This is a genomic window from Paraburkholderia unamae, from assembly GCF_003268775.1.
In the GTDB taxonomy this organism is placed as follows: Bacteria; Pseudomonadota; Gammaproteobacteria; order Burkholderiales; family Burkholderiaceae; genus Paraburkholderia; species Paraburkholderia unamae.
The window spans coordinates 1-18,246 of sequence record NZ_QLSU01000015.1; the positions used below are offsets into that span (position 1 = coordinate 1).

17 protein-coding genes are annotated in these 18,246 nt (G+C 63.0%); 6 read left to right on the forward strand and 11 right to left on the reverse strand.

From position 1 onward, the window contains the following. Positions 1 to 212: isocitrate/isopropylmalate family dehydrogenase (locus tag C7401_RS23710; RefSeq protein ID WP_258397203.1), on the reverse strand; the 212-nt coding region annotated here is incomplete at its 3' end. Between the two features lie 512 nt (positions 213 to 724). Here C7401_RS23710 and C7401_RS23715 point away from each other — a divergent pair. Continuing rightward, the gene (locus C7401_RS23715) at positions 725 to 1,288 is read left to right on the forward strand and encodes a YSC84-related protein (RefSeq protein ID WP_112173859.1); all 564 of its coding nucleotides are present in this window, start codon (positions 725 to 727) and stop codon (positions 1,286 to 1,288) included. A gap of 84 nt (positions 1,289 to 1,372) precedes the next feature. Here C7401_RS23715 and C7401_RS23720 read toward each other — a convergent pair whose 3' ends face one another. Both C7401_RS23720 and C7401_RS23725 read right to left on the reverse strand, forming a co-directional pair. Beyond that, the gene (locus C7401_RS23720; protein WP_112173860.1) at positions 1,373 to 2,143 is read right to left on the reverse strand and encodes a DUF3047 domain-containing protein; all 771 of its coding nucleotides are present in this window, start codon (positions 2,141 to 2,143) and stop codon (positions 1,373 to 1,375) included. Between the two features lie 267 nt (positions 2,144 to 2,410). Then, complete coding sequence (locus tag C7401_RS23725; RefSeq protein WP_112173861.1) at positions 2,411 to 2,860, reverse strand: winged helix-turn-helix transcriptional regulator; 450 nt, start codon at positions 2,858 to 2,860, stop codon at positions 2,411 to 2,413. A gap of 175 nt (positions 2,861 to 3,035) precedes the next feature. Between C7401_RS23725 and C7401_RS46115 the strand changes: the two genes are divergently transcribed. Then, positions 3,036 to 3,311, forward strand: a complete 276-nt coding sequence (locus tag C7401_RS46115) for an NAD(P)-binding domain-containing protein (RefSeq protein ID WP_373864455.1) — start codon at positions 3,036 to 3,038, stop codon at positions 3,309 to 3,311. Here the strand turns inward: C7401_RS46115 and C7401_RS23735 are convergent. Continuing rightward, positions 3,255 to 3,995 (reverse strand): TetR/AcrR family transcriptional regulator, encoded by a 741-nt coding sequence (locus C7401_RS23735; RefSeq protein ID WP_112173862.1) that lies wholly within the window; start codon positions 3,993 to 3,995, stop codon positions 3,255 to 3,257. The two genes, C7401_RS46115 and C7401_RS23735, sit on opposite strands and share 57 nt — an antisense overlap. Before the next feature lie 181 nt (positions 3,996 to 4,176). On the opposite strand from C7401_RS23735, the gene C7401_RS23740 reads away from it, so the two are divergent. Further along, positions 4,177 to 5,919, forward strand: coding sequence for a CocE/NonD family hydrolase (locus C7401_RS23740; RefSeq protein ID WP_112173863.1), 1,743 nt, complete (start codon positions 4,177 to 4,179; stop codon positions 5,917 to 5,919). A 72-nt stretch (positions 5,920 to 5,991) separates the two neighbouring features. Here the strand turns inward: C7401_RS23740 and C7401_RS23745 are convergent, their stop codons facing one another. From C7401_RS23745 to C7401_RS23755, 3 genes are all read right to left on the reverse strand, one after another. Next, positions 5,992 to 6,561: a YdeI/OmpD-associated family protein gene (locus C7401_RS23745; protein ID WP_112173864.1), complete on the reverse strand. Its 570-nt coding sequence runs from the start codon at positions 6,559 to 6,561 to the stop codon at positions 5,992 to 5,994. A 358-nt stretch (positions 6,562 to 6,919) separates the two neighbouring features. Next, positions 6,920 to 9,454 (reverse strand): penicillin acylase family protein, encoded by a 2,535-nt coding sequence (locus tag C7401_RS23750; RefSeq protein ID WP_112173865.1) that lies wholly within the window; start codon positions 9,452 to 9,454, stop codon positions 6,920 to 6,922. A 401-nt stretch (positions 9,455 to 9,855) separates the two neighbouring features. Continuing rightward, complete coding sequence (locus tag C7401_RS23755; RefSeq protein WP_112174031.1) at positions 9,856 to 10,044, reverse strand: hypothetical protein; 189 nt, start codon at positions 10,042 to 10,044, stop codon at positions 9,856 to 9,858. Between the two features lie 338 nt (positions 10,045 to 10,382). Between C7401_RS23755 and C7401_RS23760 the strand changes: the two genes are divergently transcribed. After that, a complete protein-coding gene (locus C7401_RS23760; RefSeq protein WP_112173866.1) occupies positions 10,383 to 11,744 on the forward strand; it encodes an MFS transporter in 1,362 nt (453 codons plus the stop codon). Positions 11,745 to 11,763: 19 nt separating this feature from the next. Here C7401_RS23760 and C7401_RS23765 read toward each other — a convergent pair whose 3' ends face one another. After that, entirely contained in the window at positions 11,764 to 12,756 is a 993-nt protein-coding gene (locus C7401_RS23765; RefSeq protein WP_112173867.1) for a LysR family transcriptional regulator, read from the reverse strand. 141 nt (positions 12,757 to 12,897) lie between these two features. Between C7401_RS23765 and C7401_RS23770 the strand changes: the two genes are divergently transcribed. Next, positions 12,898 to 14,745 carry a sulfatase family protein gene (locus C7401_RS23770; protein WP_112173868.1) on the forward strand — a complete coding sequence of 616 codons (1,848 nt, stop codon included), beginning with the start codon at positions 12,898 to 12,900 and terminating at the stop codon, positions 14,743 to 14,745. 28 nt (positions 14,746 to 14,773) lie between these two features. Here C7401_RS23770 and C7401_RS23775 read toward each other — a convergent pair whose 3' ends face one another. Then, a complete protein-coding gene (locus C7401_RS23775) occupies positions 14,774 to 15,430 on the reverse strand; it encodes a methionine ABC transporter permease (RefSeq protein WP_112173869.1) in 657 nt (218 codons plus the stop codon). A gap of 20 nt (positions 15,431 to 15,450) precedes the next feature. Beyond that, complete coding sequence (locus C7401_RS23780) at positions 15,451 to 16,266, reverse strand: MetQ/NlpA family ABC transporter substrate-binding protein (RefSeq protein ID WP_112173870.1); 816 nt, start codon at positions 16,264 to 16,266, stop codon at positions 15,451 to 15,453. A gap of 380 nt (positions 16,267 to 16,646) precedes the next feature. Here C7401_RS23780 and C7401_RS23785 point away from each other — a divergent pair, with 380 nt between their 5' ends. Further along, positions 16,647 to 16,883 carry a hypothetical protein gene (locus tag C7401_RS23785; RefSeq protein ID WP_112173871.1) on the forward strand — a complete coding sequence of 79 codons (237 nt, stop codon included), beginning with the start codon at positions 16,647 to 16,649 and terminating at the stop codon, positions 16,881 to 16,883. A 38-nt stretch (positions 16,884 to 16,921) separates the two neighbouring features. Here C7401_RS23785 and C7401_RS23790 read toward each other — a convergent pair whose 3' ends face one another. Then, entirely contained in the window at positions 16,922 to 18,238 is a 1,317-nt protein-coding gene (locus C7401_RS23790) for an MFS transporter (RefSeq protein ID WP_112173872.1), read from the reverse strand. Between the last annotated feature and the right edge of the window lie 8 nt (positions 18,239 to 18,246).

The following is an 18,246-nucleotide window of genomic DNA, read 5'->3' on the forward strand; positions in this document are numbered from 1 at the left end:
ATGGCGTCCTTGTCGCGAATGGCGTCGAGGCCGTCGGCGGGCATCATCACGCCGTGCTGGCGGTAGTAGTCGGCGCCCCAGTCGAAATCCTCGAATTCGAAGGCGAATTGATCGCCGTGTTTGCCCAGCACTTCGAGCACCTGCTTGCCCGCGGGCACGACTTCCTTGCCGATGCCGTCGCCAGGGATCGTTGCGATGCGATAGGTCTTCATGTCTCCGTCCTCATATGTAGTCAGTGGATGGCACTTTACCCCTACCGGGAGTCCAGGAATCGGGCCGATATTCAAAGCATCTTTAACTTTGAGTCACAAGTGGCTCGCCCGCACGGACTGCCCGCTGCGCCGGTTCGCGACTGCACTCATTTCACGCCTTTGTCGAGATGAGTCAGCACGAAGCCGGACACCGTTTGTCCGGGCGGCATAAGCGTGTCGGGTGCTTCGACGATGGCCGATTGCGCCTTCTTGTGCCGTCTGCAACGTCGATCATATCGTTTGGTCTACGAACGATAGGCTCGGGAGAATGGCGTAGCCAACTCGCGTCAGGTCAGTGCATGCGTATCACCCGGAGCGGGGCGATGGCTAGCACCAGGTCGGCTATATCAGCATCCCCGTCACGGACGGTGACGCTGCAACGGATCGAGGATGTCGTAGCGGGGTAAATTGGTTATACACTGCAAATGCATCACGGCAGTGCTTGAATGCGCCCAATCCTTGGAGAACATATCATGCTCAAACGTCTGATGTTGATGCTCACGATCCTGCTGTTTTTGCCTGTTTCTGCTGCCTGGGCCGACGAATATTCGGACGCACTCAACCTGTTCAAGAACGCGGGAGAAAGCGGCAGTCTTCTACAGAGTGCCTACGCCTACGCTGTGTTTCCGAAGATCGGCAAGGGAGGGGTCGGTATCGGCGGCGCCCGTGGGAAGGGCCGCGTCTATGAGCAAGGGAAACATATCGGCGATGCGACGATGACTCAGCTCACTGTGGGTTTGCAACTAGGCGGTCAGGTGTACAGTGAACTCATCCTGTTCGAAGATGCACGCGCGCTCAAGGAATTCACCGGTGGCAACTTCGAATTCGGCGCGGATGCCAATGCGATCGCGATCACCGCGGCGGCGGGTGCACAGGCAGGCACGACGGGCACGTCTGCTAACGTCAGCGGTGGCAAGAAAGACGCCAAAACTGCTGGGTCCTATCGAAAAGGCATGGCCGTATTCACAGTGGCCAAGGGTGGGCTGATGTACGAGGCAAGCGTCGGCGGCCAGAAATTCTCTTACAAGCCACGGTGATTTTCGCCGAGCGTGAACGTGGACGCCGACACGGCCATGCCCATGGGCATCATGAAGCTGGACTCGCGTGGAGGCTCCTATGAATCATGGCCCAGGCAGAAAATGGATGTCTCCATACCACGCGCGTGTCGTCGTGCCGGTGTTGTCGGTGTCGGTCAGCAGGCCGTAGCCGATGATCCGTCCTGGCGGTTCGTGAAAGACTTTCTCATAGTCCTGCACGACGTTGCGACGGAGCGTTTGCCACTGGCCGGCATCGCCGGGCTGGCCGGACACGACGATCATCTGAACGCGGCCCGTGTGAGGGTTGGCAATCACACTGCCTGGCGCGGCCGAGGTTGACCAGATGTACATGAGCGTTGCGTAGGGCAGGTCCTGGCCGCCCAGGCGCCTTGCCATTGCCATGCTCGTGCGATCGAAAATCGAAAGTTTGCTCACGTCGCCATCAAATGTGAAGACCAGTCGCGCCGGTGCGTCTTCCTTCGAACCGACGCGATTGTCCGCGCCCTCTATGGGCTTTTCCGCTTTCCAGCGCCATGCCACGACGGGTGTCTGCGCGAGATCGATATTGCCTTCATGCATCAGCGCGGAAGCGGAACGATCGGCGTCTGCCTGAAGGACAGTTTTGTTGCCGTCGTGAACCAGGGTGTATTGGGTCATCGCCTTGCCGTGTACGACCGGCAGGTTCTTCCACCCTGCGGGCAGTGGTCCGCCCGGCTCGAGCGTGGAAAAGGCAATACCCGGTGTTTCGTCCTGCGCTGGCAGGGTAAGTGGCGACAGCAACAAAGCAACGCACGCAGCGATGCGGATTGGCCTGGCTGTTTGTTTCCACGCTCGCGTGATCGGGGTACGGTGCATGACGGGTCCCGGCTGTCTCCTGGCGTGCATTCATTGTAGCGGGTGTAGCTGACGACAGCCCGGCCCGGAAGCGGCGCGCCCGACGTTGTGCGACCGCGGAACCATGAACTTCCGTGGTCGACCCGAAGGAGCTGCCGGGGTTGGTGAAACATTAATGGTAGCTTCCAGGACCGTTTCGGACATCGGCCTCGCTATTCGCAGCACTTTGTAGCCGTTGGCGTGCGCATATCATTCGCGCGACGTGCCGGCGCGTCCTTGCCGTCATGCTCAGTTGCTATCAGGAAAGATACAGCCGCCGCTGCGGACCAGCGCCTTCACCTCTTCGCTCACCTGCATGGGGCTTCGACTTAGTCGAGCAAGGAACTCCTTGCTGCGCCGCACATACGACTTCGAGTCGTGCTTCGCGCTCCAAAGGACTATGTTAAGGACGATGGGAATGAGGTCCAGTCCCTTCTCGGTCAGAGTGTAGAAGTCCTTGCGCCTGTCGTCGGGGCTGGGCGCCCTCGAGAGAATTCCTTGCTCATCAAGAAAGGCAAGGCGGGAAGCAAGGACGTTGGTCGCAATTCCCTCTTCCGATTTCAGGAACTCGCCGTACGTCTTCTTGCCAGCAAAAACGATGTCCCGAATGATCAAGAGCGACCACCGGTCGCCGAAGATTTCCACGCCGTAGTTCACCGCGCAATGGGACCGAACGTCTTCTTTGCTCTTCGTATTCATGGCTACATCTTAACATCGCTTGTATGTTGCAAGTAAAATTCCGCCTTTTACTTGTATTTTGAAAGTAATGTGATTGGCATGGTTTGTACGTTAAGCGCGGTCATGGGGTCACGCCGGCACCCCATGAATGATCAACCTCATGTCAGCAAGCAAATTCGCAATGTAAATCGGGTTTATCGGTGCCGGGACTATCGCCCAAACCCTCGCCAGGCACGTCTTGGCGCACGATCATCAGGTTATAGTTAGCAATTCGCGAGGGCCTGAGTCGCTCGCCACCCTTGTGGCGGAGTTGGGTTCCGGCGCTGCCGCCGGAACGGCGATGAGCAGTGTGTGCACAGAAACGTGCAGTATTGCCAGGCGACGTCCTATGGCTTTTTGCCGATCGCTTCACCTGCTATGCCCCAGCCTTCTTTCGCGTGCGTCTTCGACGAACGGCTTCGACCGCCTGTGAAGGCTTGCCGGCGCGGTGCGCGTTGGCAAGCGCTTCAAGCCCCGCAATAACGAACTCTACGTAATCATCGACAATCGCCTCGTGATCGCTGCCTGCCGCGGGAAGTACGGCCGACTGTATTTTCCTGGGCGCAATCATCATTGCGATACAGGGCAATACGGTGAACAGCACTGCACGTTGAACGGCGGCATCGTTCGGCTTCAGACCCAGCACGTCGCTGACGATGCCGAGCATGAAGGCCGCTTTCGGCCGCACAGCCTGCTCGACGAACGCGGGAATGGCCGCCGACGGCGAGAGGACTTCGCGCAATATCAGCAAAAATCCCCATGGCCTTTTCGTGCTGGTCGATAGGCTCACGAGGCGCGTAAGCACGGTGCGAAGCCTGTCCTGCGGATCGCTGATTCCGTCTACAAGTGCGGCGAGTTCGTCCAGTCCCACGACCTGCCGGTGCGCTTCGATAAGGGCCGCTTCATAAAGCGCTTCCCGACTGCCGAAGTGGTAATTGACCGACGCCATAGGGGTGCCAGCCGTCTCACATATCGCCTTACTGGTGGATTCGGCAAATCCGCGTTCGGCGAAGATGCGTCCCGCGACATCGAGCAAATGCTGCCGCGTCGCGGCGCCGTCTGGCCGTGACGCCCGACCTTTTCGCGTGTCCGGGGTCCTGCCTGAATTCGTTGGCATGGTCAACGTACCTTACGGGAATTAGTTTGAATTTGAATTTGAATTCGGATATGCTCCATTCTACTTCATCATCGCCCGCTGCGTGGACAGACGGGCACGATGCAGTCGATTCCAGCTGTCACTTTTGGGCAGGCCTTGGCTATGACGGTGACGACCGGATCATTCTCGATGGAGCCGCACCATGTCACGAGCAGTCTCCGGGACGGAACCCGGCCAGCGTCAACTCAACGGGCCCCAGACAACGGGCCGCCACTACAGGAATCTTTCTCGTCCGGTGTTCGAGATGGGCTCGGAATTCGACGTGGTCGTGCGCATGCGCGATGGCGTTGAGCTGCGCGCGGACATCCGCAGGCCCGCAGCACCCGGCCGATACCCGGTGCTGGTTTCGGCATCGCCTTATCCGCGTCAGATCCAGAACCTCGGGGCGCCGCTGGGCTTTCTGGAAGCGGGCGCCAGCGACTTTTTCGTGCCGCGAGGCTACGTACACGTCATTGCAAACGTGCGCGGCACGGGTGGCTCTGGCGGAACGTTCGGGTTTTTCGACGCGCAGGAACGGCGAGACATGCACGATCTCGTCCAATGGGCCGGCGAGCAGTCGTGGTCCGACGGTAACGTCGGCATGGTGGGAATCAGCTACTTTGCGATGACCCAGCTGGAGGCGGCGGTGGAACAGCCCGCCCATCTAAAGGCCATCTTTCCTGTCGCGGCGAGTATCGACCTCTACGAAGCGGCCGTACACAACGGACTGGCGAGCACGAGTTTTCTGACGCCGTACCTGTCGATGATCGGTGCGACGTCGGCACACGTCAGCGACTTCTACCGCAATCGGTTCGTCGAAGTTTTGGGGCGCTTCCTGAAGACACCTGTCATTCACAAACGGTTCGAGACGATCAATGGCGAGGCGGCAATCGCGGCCCTGAAGGGCTTGCTCACACTGCATCACGATCCGCATCCCTGGGACGATCTATGGCGGGCTTGCGTTGTTGAACACCAGACGCGCGACGACTGGTGGGAGGAGCGCAGCCTGCTGCCGCTGCTGGAGCGCGTCCAGGTACCCGTTTATCTGGGCTGCGACTGGGACAATGTCCCCATGCATCTTCCATCGACGTTCAGGGCCTGGCACGCGCTCAGGAACAGCCCGGAAGTCCGCGTGGCGATGCTGGGCGAACATGGCCTCGCCTGGCCGTGGGAAAGCCTCCACGTTGAAGCGCTTGCGTGGTTCGACCACTGGCTGAAAAAGCGCGACACGGGCATTCTTGAAGGCGACCCGATCCGCTACTGGATGGCTGGCGCCGAAGAATGGCGGACGTCGGACACCTGGCCGCCGGCACGAACGGAACTGCGACGGTTTGCACTCTGCGCGGACGGCACGCTTGCGAGCGAGGAGGGCACACCGGGGGTGCGGCGACTGATCGCTTTCGGCCAGGGATTGAATCGTCAAGCTCCGAGTCCGGCCGATCCCGCATCAAGTCTGATCTGGACTAGCGCCCCGTTGGAACACGATGTCGACGTAACAGGCGATGCGGAGATCGAGCTTGATGCGAGCTGCACGGCGCCGGACACCGCGTGGATTGTACTTTTACAGGACGTCGATCCGTCGGGCAAGGCACAGAACGTGACGGCCGGATTTTTGCGCGCAAGCCTGCGTGAAATCGATGAGCAGCAAAGTCATGCGGGTTCTCCTGTGCTGCCCTGCAAGCGTTTTGAAGCTGTGCCGGTCGGTACGGTTGTCAGGTATCGGATTCCGCTCGTTGTCACGGCTCGCCGGTTTCGTGCCGGTCACCGTATCCAGCTTCTCATGACAAGCGACGACCAGAATCCCGACTTCCCGGCACCGCTCAATTTCCGGCATGCGAGCGTGGGTAGCAATACGGTTAACACGATTGAATCTTCGTCCTGCCTGTTGCTCTCCATTTGCGGCTGAGATTGGCCGCTCGCGGCTTCCCTTGAGCGCGCCATCGTGCGGCGATTCTCGTCGGCTTTCGAACTTCCTGCTCTAAGGATGAATGGTTTCGCCGCGATTGAGCATGCCGATGAACTCCTCGATCTTGCGCGCACGCGTTGCGGCCTTTTTGGCATTCTGTATCCGAAACAGGACGGCATAGCGGTTTCGGCCGTTCAGCGTCGCAAAGAACGCGCTGGCCTTGGGATTGGCATCCAGTGCGGCCTGAAGGTCGTCCGGCACGACTGAGTTGCTGGCGGACGTATAGGCAGCTTCCCAGCGGCCATCCTCTTTGGCTTTCTCGATTTCTCGCATGCCCGAAGGCAGCATTCTGCCTGCGGCGATCAGCGCTTCGGCCCGGTCTCTGTTGAGCCTGGACCAGAGACTTTTTGCAGAGCGTCGAGTGAAGCGTTGCAGCCAGCATTCGTCGCTTTCAGTCTGTTTTTGACCGTCGATCCAGCCATGACAAAGGGCACTTTCCAGCGCCTGTTCGTAAGTCAAGGTTGGCTGCCCGGCGCCCTTTTTGGCAAGGCGCAGCCATATCCCGGCCGAGGTGTCGCCGTTTTGCGTCAACCAGTTTTCCCATTCATTCTGGTCGAGGAATGTCAGACGAGGCTCAGTCATGGAGGATCCGAATGGTTGCATTTCGGCAGCGAGGTTTTTGCGTTCACGGAACCTTCGCAGATTAACCATTTGCGCAGATTTGGGAATAGCCAGTTTATCGGCACTTCAGTGCGTATCCGTCGCAGGGAAGATGACGGTCTTTCCTGGCGGCGCATCCTGTGACCGGTTTCCCAATACGGATTCAACCGGTGGATGCAACACGCTAGAAGCTGTGCAAGCCGTAGGGGGCGTTGCGACTGCCATCGACGACATGTCTCCGCTTTTATCGCGCAACTAACCGTCCTCGTCGCCCGCCTCCCGACAACGCCGGTTCCCGGCGTGTAACCCCGGCTGGCAACGTTTGTCGAGGCGCTTTGAGCTAGCGAGGTTTCTGAACGACCAAAGCGCCATTTAAAAGTGATGCCTGATGCGCACCCGCCCCGTTGAGCTTCAGCGTATGGACGGCGGGACCGGGCAGGAACGGCGCCGCATCGCCGTGCACCCACGTTTCATGTCCCGCGAGGAAATACGGCGACAGCGGGTTGCCCGACTGTCCGCCGGGCATCTCGAAGATGCCGTCCTGCTCATGCCCCGGCGACACCGCGAACCGCTCCGATGCACCGAACGCCGGTGACTGCACGCGCGGCATATTGATGTCGCCCGGCAGCGGATCGCTCGGCGTGCTGAGCCAACCGCGCACCCACGGTAGCCACGACGGCACCATCCGCGCGAACGGATGCGCGATCGCGGAGCGGTTGCGCTCGCCCCAGCGCGCATCTTCCAGCCTCGTGCCCTTCGGCAATTGCGCAATCGAGCGGTCGATCCGGTCCAGCACAAACGCGCGCCAGTCCGCGTAGCCCTCGGGTACCCACGCGTGCTGCTCGGCGAGTGTCTCCATGGTCGCCTCGTAACGCGAGTTCGCCGCGCGATAGCCGAGTTCGGGGGCGAACGCGCTCATCTCCTTGTCGAGCGCACCGAACCAGGCGTCGTACAGCGAGTAATAGAACGCGCGCAGCAGCCGGTAGCCGACCGCGCTCACATCCGCGCGGCCATTCCAGGTTTCGACAAGCCGGCGGAATGCCGCGCGTTCGGGATGGCCGTCGAGAGCGCTCGCGTCGAGCGCGTCGAGGGCAATGCGTCGCCAGGGTTCGATCCACAACGCCCGGTCGTCGGTCTGCGTCGCCAGCATGTCGCGCTCGGTCGCATGCGGCAACGCGAGCAGATCGTCGCGAATCTGCGTCGCACGTGCGCCGAGATCGGCGCCTGCGTCGCCGATGCGGGCCGCCTCGTCCGCTGGCAAGGTCCGGTTGTTCGCGCTCCAGATGCGGCCCGCTGGCGGATCGATGCGCGACGGATACGCTTCGGGCGGCAGATACCCCTGCCAGCCGCGATAGGTGTCGGAGCGCAACGGGAGGCTGGCGAGCGTCGTCGCATTTGCGCTATTCGCATCGGCAAAGCGCGGCAGGGGCCCGGCGAGCGTCCAGCCGATATGGCCTTGTGCATCGGCCGCCATGAAGTTCTGCGTTGGCACGCCGGAGGTCTGCGCGGTGCGCAACGCGTCGGCGACGTTCGACACGCTTTCGAGCTGCATGAGGTTCACATTGATCGCCTGTGGATCCTGCGCAACCCAATGCACCGCATACGCATGGGGGCCGGCAACGATCCGGGGGCCCCAGCGCGTTTGCACGACAGGAAGATCGACGCTCGCGCCGCCGTTCACGTCGATGCGCTCATGGATCACCTGCGCGCGCTGCCAGCCGCCGTCGGGCACGCCATAACGCAGCGGATCGGCCGGGTCGCGTACCAGTTCGACGAGATCGATGAACCGCCCGTAGCTGTTCGTGAACCCCCAGGCAATATGGCCGTTGCTGCCTGCCACGACGAGTGGCGTGCCTGGCAGGCTCACGCCGGTGATGCGCCGCGTGCCGCCATCCGGCGCGCGATAGATCAGCGATAACCGGTACCAGATATTCGGCAGCGACAGGCCAAGATGCATGTCGCTCGCGAGCAGCGCGCGCCCGTCCACGCCGTGCGCACCGTCGACCGCGAATCCATTGCTGCCGACCATCGAGTTGACGGCGGCCCCCGTGCCGATGAATTCGGGCACGCCGCTCGATAACGCGGTGGCCTCCGGGGCGATGTCCGCCGCGGACCGTGCTGCGGACAGCCACGGCGGCGGTGCGGGCAGGGTGGCGGGCGACGGCGCGACGGTGTGCATCCCGTCGAGCGGAGCGTCCCAGCGGCTCGTCGCGGGCAGCAGGAACGCGAGCAGATCCGCGGGCACTCGCTCGCGCAGCGCCGCGCGCGACAGCACGTGCGTCACCTGGCCGTACTGAAGGTCGAAGTACATGGCATAGACGGCGAGCAACGTGTCCTCAGCGCGCCACGGGACCGGTTGCGTTCGCAGCAGCCAGTATTCGAACGGCCGCGCGCGAAGCGAGCGCAGGCCGTCGTTGACACCCGCCGCATAGCGTTCGATCAGTTGCCGCTGGTCCGCGGGCAACGCGGCGAGCGTCGCCCGCGCGTGCTCACGAAAACGCCAGGGGCGGTCACGCCGGTCCAGTGGCAACGCAGCGGGCCCGATGAGCGCGGCCATCTCGCCGGCGGCGACCCGGCGCAGCAAATCCATCTGAAAGAAGCGGTCCTGTGCGTGAACGAATCCGGTCGCATACGCGACGTCGTCACGCGTGCTGCCTTGTACCGTCGGCACGCCGAGCGCGTCGCGCGCGATCGTCACCGTTGCGGATACCGGCGCGTCGCGCGTGCCGTCGAGCGGCGGCAGGCTGGCTCGCAGCGTCAACCCGGCTGCTGCCACCAACGCGGCCACCGCGATGACGACGACGCACAGCAGAATCAGCGGCCACGCGCGGCGCCGCTTTTGGGGGAAAGGGTCGAACGGATCGTCATGGATCATGGAGGCGGTCGTCCAAAGCCTGCTGCAACGGCAATCTGATCGCCGAAATGGCTGACGACGATAGCACGATCGTGTGTAGGGCAATATGTGCGGACGTTACCGGAGCCGAACGATGAGCATCGTCGCGCTCCGGAGGGGATGGGCTTTTTTCCCGCCAGTTGCGTGGAGAATATCGTGGATTGATGCCTTGACCCGTGTGATCCAGATAGCGTCACGTCATGGCGTCATGAACCGCCAGGGTGGACCTGAGACCGCTTTCAGCAGTTTTCGGCCACCGTGTTCCAGAAGCCCGGCTCGTCGCGGTAGGCGTTTTCCATCGCGATGCATTTCCGGTAAGCAGATGCAGAACGCCAGGCTCCGCCGGCGCCCGCTGTCACCGAGCGCCAGCAGCAAACTCCGTGTCAGTGTCTGGTCACGCTGACGGTCACGATTTCGTATCCGGGGTCGGCGTTCTCATTTGCCGCCTTTTCCGCTTCCTCATAGGAGAGAAAGGACTTGGCCCCTTCAATTGCCGGTGCCATGCCAATGTCGCCGTCCTCTGCACAGCAGAGGAACTGCTCACCGGTTTTCACCACGTAGACGGTCGTCATGTCTTCCTCCATGGTTTGCGCGGGAGTTTCCAGTCTAGCAGGCCGCATGCGGCGAGACAGCCATGCTTTGATCCTATGAAGTGCAGCAAAACACGCGCCTTGTCGTGATGTCGATGCTGAATGTCAAGCTGCGGAGAAGCTTGGGCTTCCCTATACGTATGCGACGTACGCGACCCGTCCGCGAATCGTCTTCCCGATCCAGCTATATAAAAAACCATATGGAAGATATGAATTTGTCATTTTACCTGGCATATCTCCCTGTCGTTTAATGGGCTCCGTCACATCGACCCATAACGCCGTGGCGCAACGCCCAAGGCGGAAAAAGACAGGAGACAACGATGACAATCTCACGCACCGTCGACGTGACGGCCTTCATCGATCGGCATCGCGTCTCGCGGTTTCAGTTGCTGATTGTCACCCTATGCTTCCTGATCGTTGCCATTGATGGCTTCGATACCGCCGCGATCGGCTTCATCGCCCCTGTGCTGCACACGCAGTGGCAACTGCAACCGTCGCAACTTGCGCCATTGTTCGGCGCGGGGCTTGCAGGCCTGATGGTCGGTGCGCTCGTGTTCGGCCCGTTTGGCGATCGGGTGGGGCGCAAGCGGCTCTTGCTCGTCTGCGTATGCGCATTCGGTTTGGCGAGTGTCATGTCGGCGTTCGCGCCGTCGATCGGCGTGCTGATCGCGCTGCGCTTTTTGACCGGTCTCGGCCTGGGTGGCGCGATGCCGAACGCGATCACGCTCACTTCGGAGTACTGCCCGTCGGCGCGCCGCTCCTTTCTCGTCACGACGATGTTCTGCGGCTTCACGATCGGCTCCGCGCTCGGTGGATTCGCGGCCGCCGCGCTCATCGAGCATTACGGCTGGCGCTCGGTGCTGTTCGTGGGCGGCATCGTACCGATCGCGATCGTGCCGCTGCTCGCGTGGCGGCTGCCGGAATCGGTGCGCTATCTCGCCGGTCGCGGTGGACATGGCGAGCGCATCGTGCGCACGCTCGCGCGCATCGCCCCCGATACCAACCTCGAAGGCGCGACGTTCACGGCGTCCGGCGCGAAATCGGGCGGTTCGCCGGTGGGTCGACTGTTCCGTCCCGAACTGCTGCGCGGCACGCTGCTCATGTGGCTGGCCTTCTTCATGAGTCTGCTCGTGATCTACCTGCTGTCGAGCTGGCTGCCCACGTTGCTGCGCACGACCGGCGCCTCGCTGCGCACGGCGGCGCTCGTCACGGCGATGTTCCAGGTTGGCGGCACGCTTGGCGCGATCGTGCTTGGCTGGCTCATGGACCGGCTCAACCCCTGCTATGTGCTCGGTGCTAGCTACGCAGCGGCCGGCGTGTTCACGGCCGCCATCGGCTCGCTCGCCGCTACGCCCTGGCTCGCGGCGCTCGCCGTCTTTCTCGCCGGTTTTTGCGTGTCGGGCTCGCAGGTCGGCGCCAATGCGCTCACCGCGGCGTTCTATCCGACCGACTGCCGCGCAACGGGCGTGAGCTGGGCCAACGGCGTGGGCCGCCTGGGCTCGGTGGTCGGCTCGGTCGCGGGCGGCGCGATGCTCTCGATGGGGCTGTCGTTGCCGTTGGTCTTCGCGATCGTTGGCGTGCCTGCGGTCGTTGCGGGCATGGCGATGATGGCTTTCGGACGCTGGCGCACGCAGGCCGCGCCCGTGGCGCCGCAAGACGAATGGGTGCTGAGCGGCGACTGAACGCGGCGCGCGAAACGTGTCATTTCGCCTGTGCTGCCGCCTGCAACGCGGCCAGCACCACGGACACCGCCGAGCTTTGCGGCTGCGCCGTCAACGCACCGATGCGCTGCACCGCCGTCGACACCTTCAGCGGCAGTTGCCGCAACTCGCCATTCAAATCGGTCTCGCCGCGCCGCAAGCGCGTGGAGACGAACAGGCACGGCACGCGTCGCGCCACCGCGCAGTTGGTCAGATGCGAGGTCGACTCCATCAACACGTGCGGTGAGGCGACGCCCGCCGTCGCGAACTCGACTTCGAGCGCGGTGCGCATGGGCGAGCCCATCGACGGCATGATCCACGGCCAGGCGGCCGCGTCGCGCCAGGTGACGCGAGTGTGCCGGTGCAACGGATGCTCCTTCGGCGCGACGACCAGAATCTCGTCGCTGTATAGCTCGGTGACGGTGAAGCCGGCGGTCAGCACGGCCGGTTCTAGCCGGCAAACGACCATGTCGAGTTCGCGCCGCTGTATCAGCGGCAGCAGGTAGTCGAGCGTGCTTTCCGAGTAGTTGATCTGCTGGGTGGGCGCGTGCGTGGCCAGATACTCGATCACACCAGGCAGCAGGCGTGTGGCGATGTACGGCAGCATGCCGATCTTCAGTGGCAGGCGCGTGCCGCGTTTCAAGGCATCGAACGCGGGCTGCACGGTGTGCAGGTCGGTGAGGATGCGCGCGACGCATTCGAGCATCGCCTCGCCATAGGCCGTGGGCGCGACCCGCCGCGAGGTGCGCTCGAACAGCGGCAGGCCTAGCGTGTCTTCCAGCTCGCGCAGCCATTTCGACAGCGCCGGCTGCGTGATGGACGCTTCTTCGGCCGTGCGCGCGAAGCTGCGATAGCGCCCGAGCCAGTCCAGCGTCTCCAGGTCACGGATGCGCAGCCGGCGCAACACGTGCGGCAAATGTTCGATACGGCCACGGTCGGCGCCGGGCGATGCCACGTCGGGAAGCAATACGGGCGGTCTTTTCGTGGCGGCCATCGTGCGCTCTCATTCATTACCACCGGGTTATGGATCAACACTCATCTTTCATCGAATCGTATCGCACATTGCGCCACAATGAATCGCACATCCGGGCCGAACGGGTGCGAACAGTAGATAAAAAATCGTGGAGACAATCGTATGAACGAGCAGAAGAAAGCGGATGCCCCGAAACCGTCCCGGCTTGCGAGCGACGGCAGGCGGCACTTCCTGAAAGTGGCGGGCGCGGGCGCGGCGATTGCGGCCACGGGTCTCGCGCGACCGGCAGAGGCTGCCGTGTCACAACCGGACAGCGCTTCGCAAGCACCGCAAAAAGGGCCGACGAGCGCGCCGGAAAGCGCCCCGCCTGGCTACAACATCCTGTTCATCCTCACCGACCAGGAGCGTTACTTCGACGCCTGGCCGTTTCCCGTGCCGGGGCGCGAAGCGTTGCGGCGCGACGGCATCACGTTCACTCGCCACCAGATCGCTTCCTGCGTGTGCTCGCCATCGCGCTCGACCATCTATACGGGCCAGCATACACAGCACACAGGCGTGCTGGACAACGCGGGCGTGCCCTGGCAAACCGATATGTCGACCGACATCCGCACGATCGGCCACATGATGCGCGACGCCGGCTACTACGCGGCGTACCTTGGCAAATGGCACCTGAGCGGCAGCCTGCACGAGACGAACAGTCCGTACAGCGCGCCGGTGGCCGACTACCATCAAAAGATCAAGGAATACGGGTTCGACGATTACTTCGGCGTGGGCGACCTGATCGGCGAGGTGCGTGGCGGCTACAACTACGACGGCATCACGACCGAGTCGGCCGTGAGCTGGATGCGCACGCGCGCCCCGCACCTGGCCCAGGAGGGCAAGCCGTGGTTTCTGGCCGTCAACCTCGTCAATCCGCACGACGTGATGTTCGTGAACACCGATCCGCCTGGATCGGAATTGCAGCGCGCGAATGCGATGATCCTCGGCAACGCGCCGCCGCCTTCAGACGCGCTCTACCAGCAGGGCTGGAGCCAGGTTCCGCTGGCGGCGTCGCGCCGCCAGCCGTATGACGAGCCCGGCCGCCCGCGCGCGCACGGCATGTACAACGATGCGCACGTGAACCTCGTCGGCCGTTTCCCGTTCACCGACGAGCGGGTCCGGATCTATCAGGATAACTACTTTAATTGCATCCGCGACTGCGACACCCATGTCGTGCGGCTCCTGGAGACGCTTCAGACGCTCGGGCTCGACGAGCGGACGATTGTCGTCATGTCGGCGGATCACGGCGATCATGTCGGCGCTCATCAGCTTGTCGACAAGGGCGCGACGACCTATGCGCCGCAGAACCACGTACCGCTCGTGATTCGCCATCCGGCCTATCCGGGCGGCAAGCGATGCGAGGCCTTGACCTCGCATATCGACATCACACCCACGCTGCTCGGGCTGACCGGGCTCGACGCGGCGCGCCAGCAGTCCATTGGCGGCGATGCGCTGAAAGGACACGACCTCACGGGCATGCTTGCGCGCCCGGAGCAGGCGCGCGTTGACTCGGTCCGCGAGACCGCGCTCTTTAACTACGCCATGCTGCTGTACTACGACAGCGAATGGATGCTCAAGGAGTTCAAGACGCTGCACGAGAAAGGCGTGCCCGAAGACGAGATCCGCCGCCGCGCGCTCGCGCAACAGCCTGACTTCCGCCTGCGCGGAACGATTCGCAGCGTGTTCGACGGGCGTTATCGCTTTAGCCGCTACTTCTCGCCGATGGCGTTCAATCGTCCCACGACGCTCGAAGCGTTGTTCGAGAAGAACGACGTCGAGGTCTATGACCTTGCGCGCGATCCCGGCGAGATGCATAACCTGGCTCTCGACAGAAAGCGCAACGGCGAATTGTTGCTCGCGCTGAACGACAAGCTGAACGAAACGATGGATCGCGAGGTCGGCGAAGATAGTCCCGACGTGATGCCGATCCGCAACGGCAAGGTGCAGTTGCAGATACGGGAGTCGATCTAGCCGGGGCTGGCGTCGTTTCGATCCGGCATCAGTGCCTGCGATCCAGCCGCCGGGTGAAAAACTCGCCCGCCAGCTGGATGACTGAAACGAGCGCGATCAGGATGAAGATCACGACGATCATCACCTGGGTTTCGTAGCGCTCGTAGCCATAGCGAATCGCCATGTCGCCAAGGCCGCCGCCGCCCACGGCGCCAGCCATCGCCGACATGTCGATCATCGCGATCGCGGTTACCGTCACGCCGCCGAGAATGCCGGGCAACGATTCGGGCAACAGCACGTGGCGTACGATCTGGAGGCGTTTGCAGCCCATCGCGCGCGCGGCCTCGATCAGCCCCGGCTCGACGCCGCTGAGATTGACCTGAACGACGCGTGCAAAGAACGGAATCAGGTTCGCGCTCAAGGGCACAACGGCGGCCCATGCGCCGAGCGTCGTCCCGACGATGAAGCGCGTGACGGGCAGCAGCGCGACCAGCAGGATGATGAAAGGGATCGCGCGAAACATGTTGATCGCGGTGGAGAGCGTCTTGTGCAGCAAGGGCCGCGGATACAGCCCGCCTGGCGCGCTCAGCGTGAGCACGATCGCGAGCAGCATGCCCGCGACGATCGCGATCACCATGGACGCGCCCACCATGAGCAGGGTCTGGAGCAGGGCCCGGACGTAGCGGTCAGCCAGGGTCGGCGACATAAGCTTTCACCTCGGAAGCATCAGAACGCGGGAATCACGGAACCGTTGAAGTGCGTCTGGATAAAGTGCCTGACTTCCTCGGACTGGTACGCCTTGACGAGCTTCGGTACCCACGGCGCGTTGCGGTCCTGCTCGCGCACGGCGATGATGTTCACGTACGGGTTGTGCTCTTTGCGCTCGACCGCGATGCCGTCGCGCGTGGCGTAAAGTCCCGCCTCGGACGCCACGTTGTTGACGATGGCGGCGGCATCGACGTCGGGCAGCGAGCGCGCCTGGACGAGCGGGTCGGCCTCGACGAAATTGAGTTTGCGCGGGTTGGCGCGCACGTCCTGAAGCGAAACCGTGCCCGTGTAGGGATCGACACCGTCGCGCAACGTGATGAGTTTGTGATCGCGCAGGATCACGAGCGCGCGCGTCTGGTTGCTCGGATCGGCAGGAATACTAACCGTTGCACCGGCAGGCAGTGCTTCGAGCGACTTGTACTTCTTCGAGTAGAAGCCGATGGGCGAAATATAGGTGTCGCCCACGGCCACGAGCTTGTACCCGCGCGACTTGACCTGATCGCGCAGATACGGGATGTGCTGGAAGGAATTGGCGTTCAGATCGCCATTGTTGAGCGCCTCATTCGGGCTCGCGGTGCCGCTGATCACGATGGCCTCCACGTCGAGCCCGTCTTTTTTCGCGACCTGCGTGACGACCTCCCAGATCTGTTCATCCACGCCGCCGGCCACGCCCACCTTGAGCGGCGTCGGCGTGCCGGCAGCGAAGGCGGGGCCGCTGGCAAACGGCAGCACGAGGGCGAGGGCGGTGAGAATGCGCAGGGTTGGTCGAATCATGAAGAGGTCTCCGGGATGAAAGGATGAGCTGACATGCCGGGCGATTATAGGAATGCGGAACCGCGCCGCACTACGAATGGATTGTCGAATGCTAATGACGCTTGGAGCACCGTGCATCTGAGTGAAGCGGGGATGCGGGCAGCGTGTGGGGCGGCTGGCAAGCAATAGGGCGGCAACCTGGGGCCGGGCAGCTTCTACGCAGCCGTCATGCGGCCAGAGGTCATGAGGTGCCGGACAGGATAGCGTACCGGAGCGTGAGGCAGGACATGCGCCCGCGCAGTCGCCGGACGGTGGCGGGCATAACCCGTGCGGGATGCGTGAATCGCCTGGAACGGAATCCAACGGAGTCCGGCGATCCACACTTCCACGGAGCCCTCACCATGAAAAAGCGGATCCTTTCCCTTGCCATCGCTGTGGCCATTCCAGCGTCCTTTGCTACCCCGGCGCACGCTGAGGGCTGCCTGAAAGGCGCGGCCGTTGGCGGCGTCGCGGGCCACGTCGCGGGCAAGCACGGCACGGCCGGCGCGGCCGCCGGGTGCGCAGTCGGACATCACGAAGCCGCAAAGAAGCAGAAGGCCGCGAGTGACGTGGCCGCAAGCAGGCCGGCGAGCCAATAGTCGCTCAGGGCCGGCTACGCACGATGCCTGAGGTTGCCTCAGGTCGCGAAGCCGGTCGCGGCGCGGCGCGCGGTTGACGGCAACGTCAGCACCCCGATCAGGCCGATGACCACGCTCACCTGCACGTAATAGATCGGTGCGAGATTGCTGCCGGTCACATGCACGAGCCACGTATTCACGAACGGCGCGAGGCCGCCGAAAATCAGCACGGCCAGGTTGTAAGTGACGGCGGCGCCGGTCGAACGCACGCTGACGGGGAACACCTCGGTCAGCACGATCGGCGTGGGGCCCCAGAAGAAGCTCATGAAGAACGACACGCCGATCTGCACCGTGAGCAACGCGCCGAACGTCGGTGCGTCGACGAGTTGTTTGAACAGCACGTACGAGGCGATGCTGTAGGCGACGATGGCCGGCAGCAGCACCGCCTTGCGGCCGATACGATCCGACAGGTAGCCCGCGAGCGGGCAGAACACGAGGATGACCAGCGTGCCGATGAAGGTGCTCAGGTTGACGTCGGAGGCCGACATGCCCAGTTGCTTCTTCGCGAAGATCGGCAGGAAAAACACGAACACGTAGGCCGACACGGTGCCGACCACCGACATGCCGAGCGTGCCGAGCATCGCGCGCGGATAGTCGCGGAATACGGTGCGCAGCGGCGTCTTCACGCGCTCCACCTTGCCGCTTCGCACTTCGTTCGCGTAGGCGAGGAATTCCGGCGATTCGTCGACGGTCGAGCGGATCAGCCAGCCGACCGGCCCGATCAGGATGCCGAGCAGGAACGGCAGACGCCAGCCCCACGATTCCAGCGCTTGCGGCGCGAGATTGACGGTCAGCAGATACGCGACCAGCGCACCGAGCGAAAACGCCAGCGCCTGCGAGCACATCTGGAAACTGCCGAAAAAGCCGCGCCGGTTCGCGGGGGCGAATTCGACCAGCATCGTCGTCGCGCCGCTGAATTCACCACCCACCGAGAAGCCCTGGATCAAGCGCGCGAGCACCATCAGGATCGGCGCGGCAATGCCGATCGCCGCGTGGGTCGGCAGGATGCCGATCATGCCGGTGCCGATCGACATCAGCACGATCGTGAGTGACAGCGCTTTCTTGCGGCCCACGCGGTCGCCATACAGGCCGAGCAGCACGCCCCCGAGCGGGCGCACCGCGAAGCCGACGCCGAATGTGGCGAGCGTCAGCAGCATCGACGCGAATTCGTTGCCGCCCGGAAAATACAGCTTCGCGATTATCACGGCGAAGAGGCCGTAAATCGCGAAGTCGAACCATTCGAATGCATTGCCGAGTACGGATGCGATTACGACTTTGCGCACCATCGCCGGCGACGGCGTCGGTTTGGCGTTCATGGCGGTCC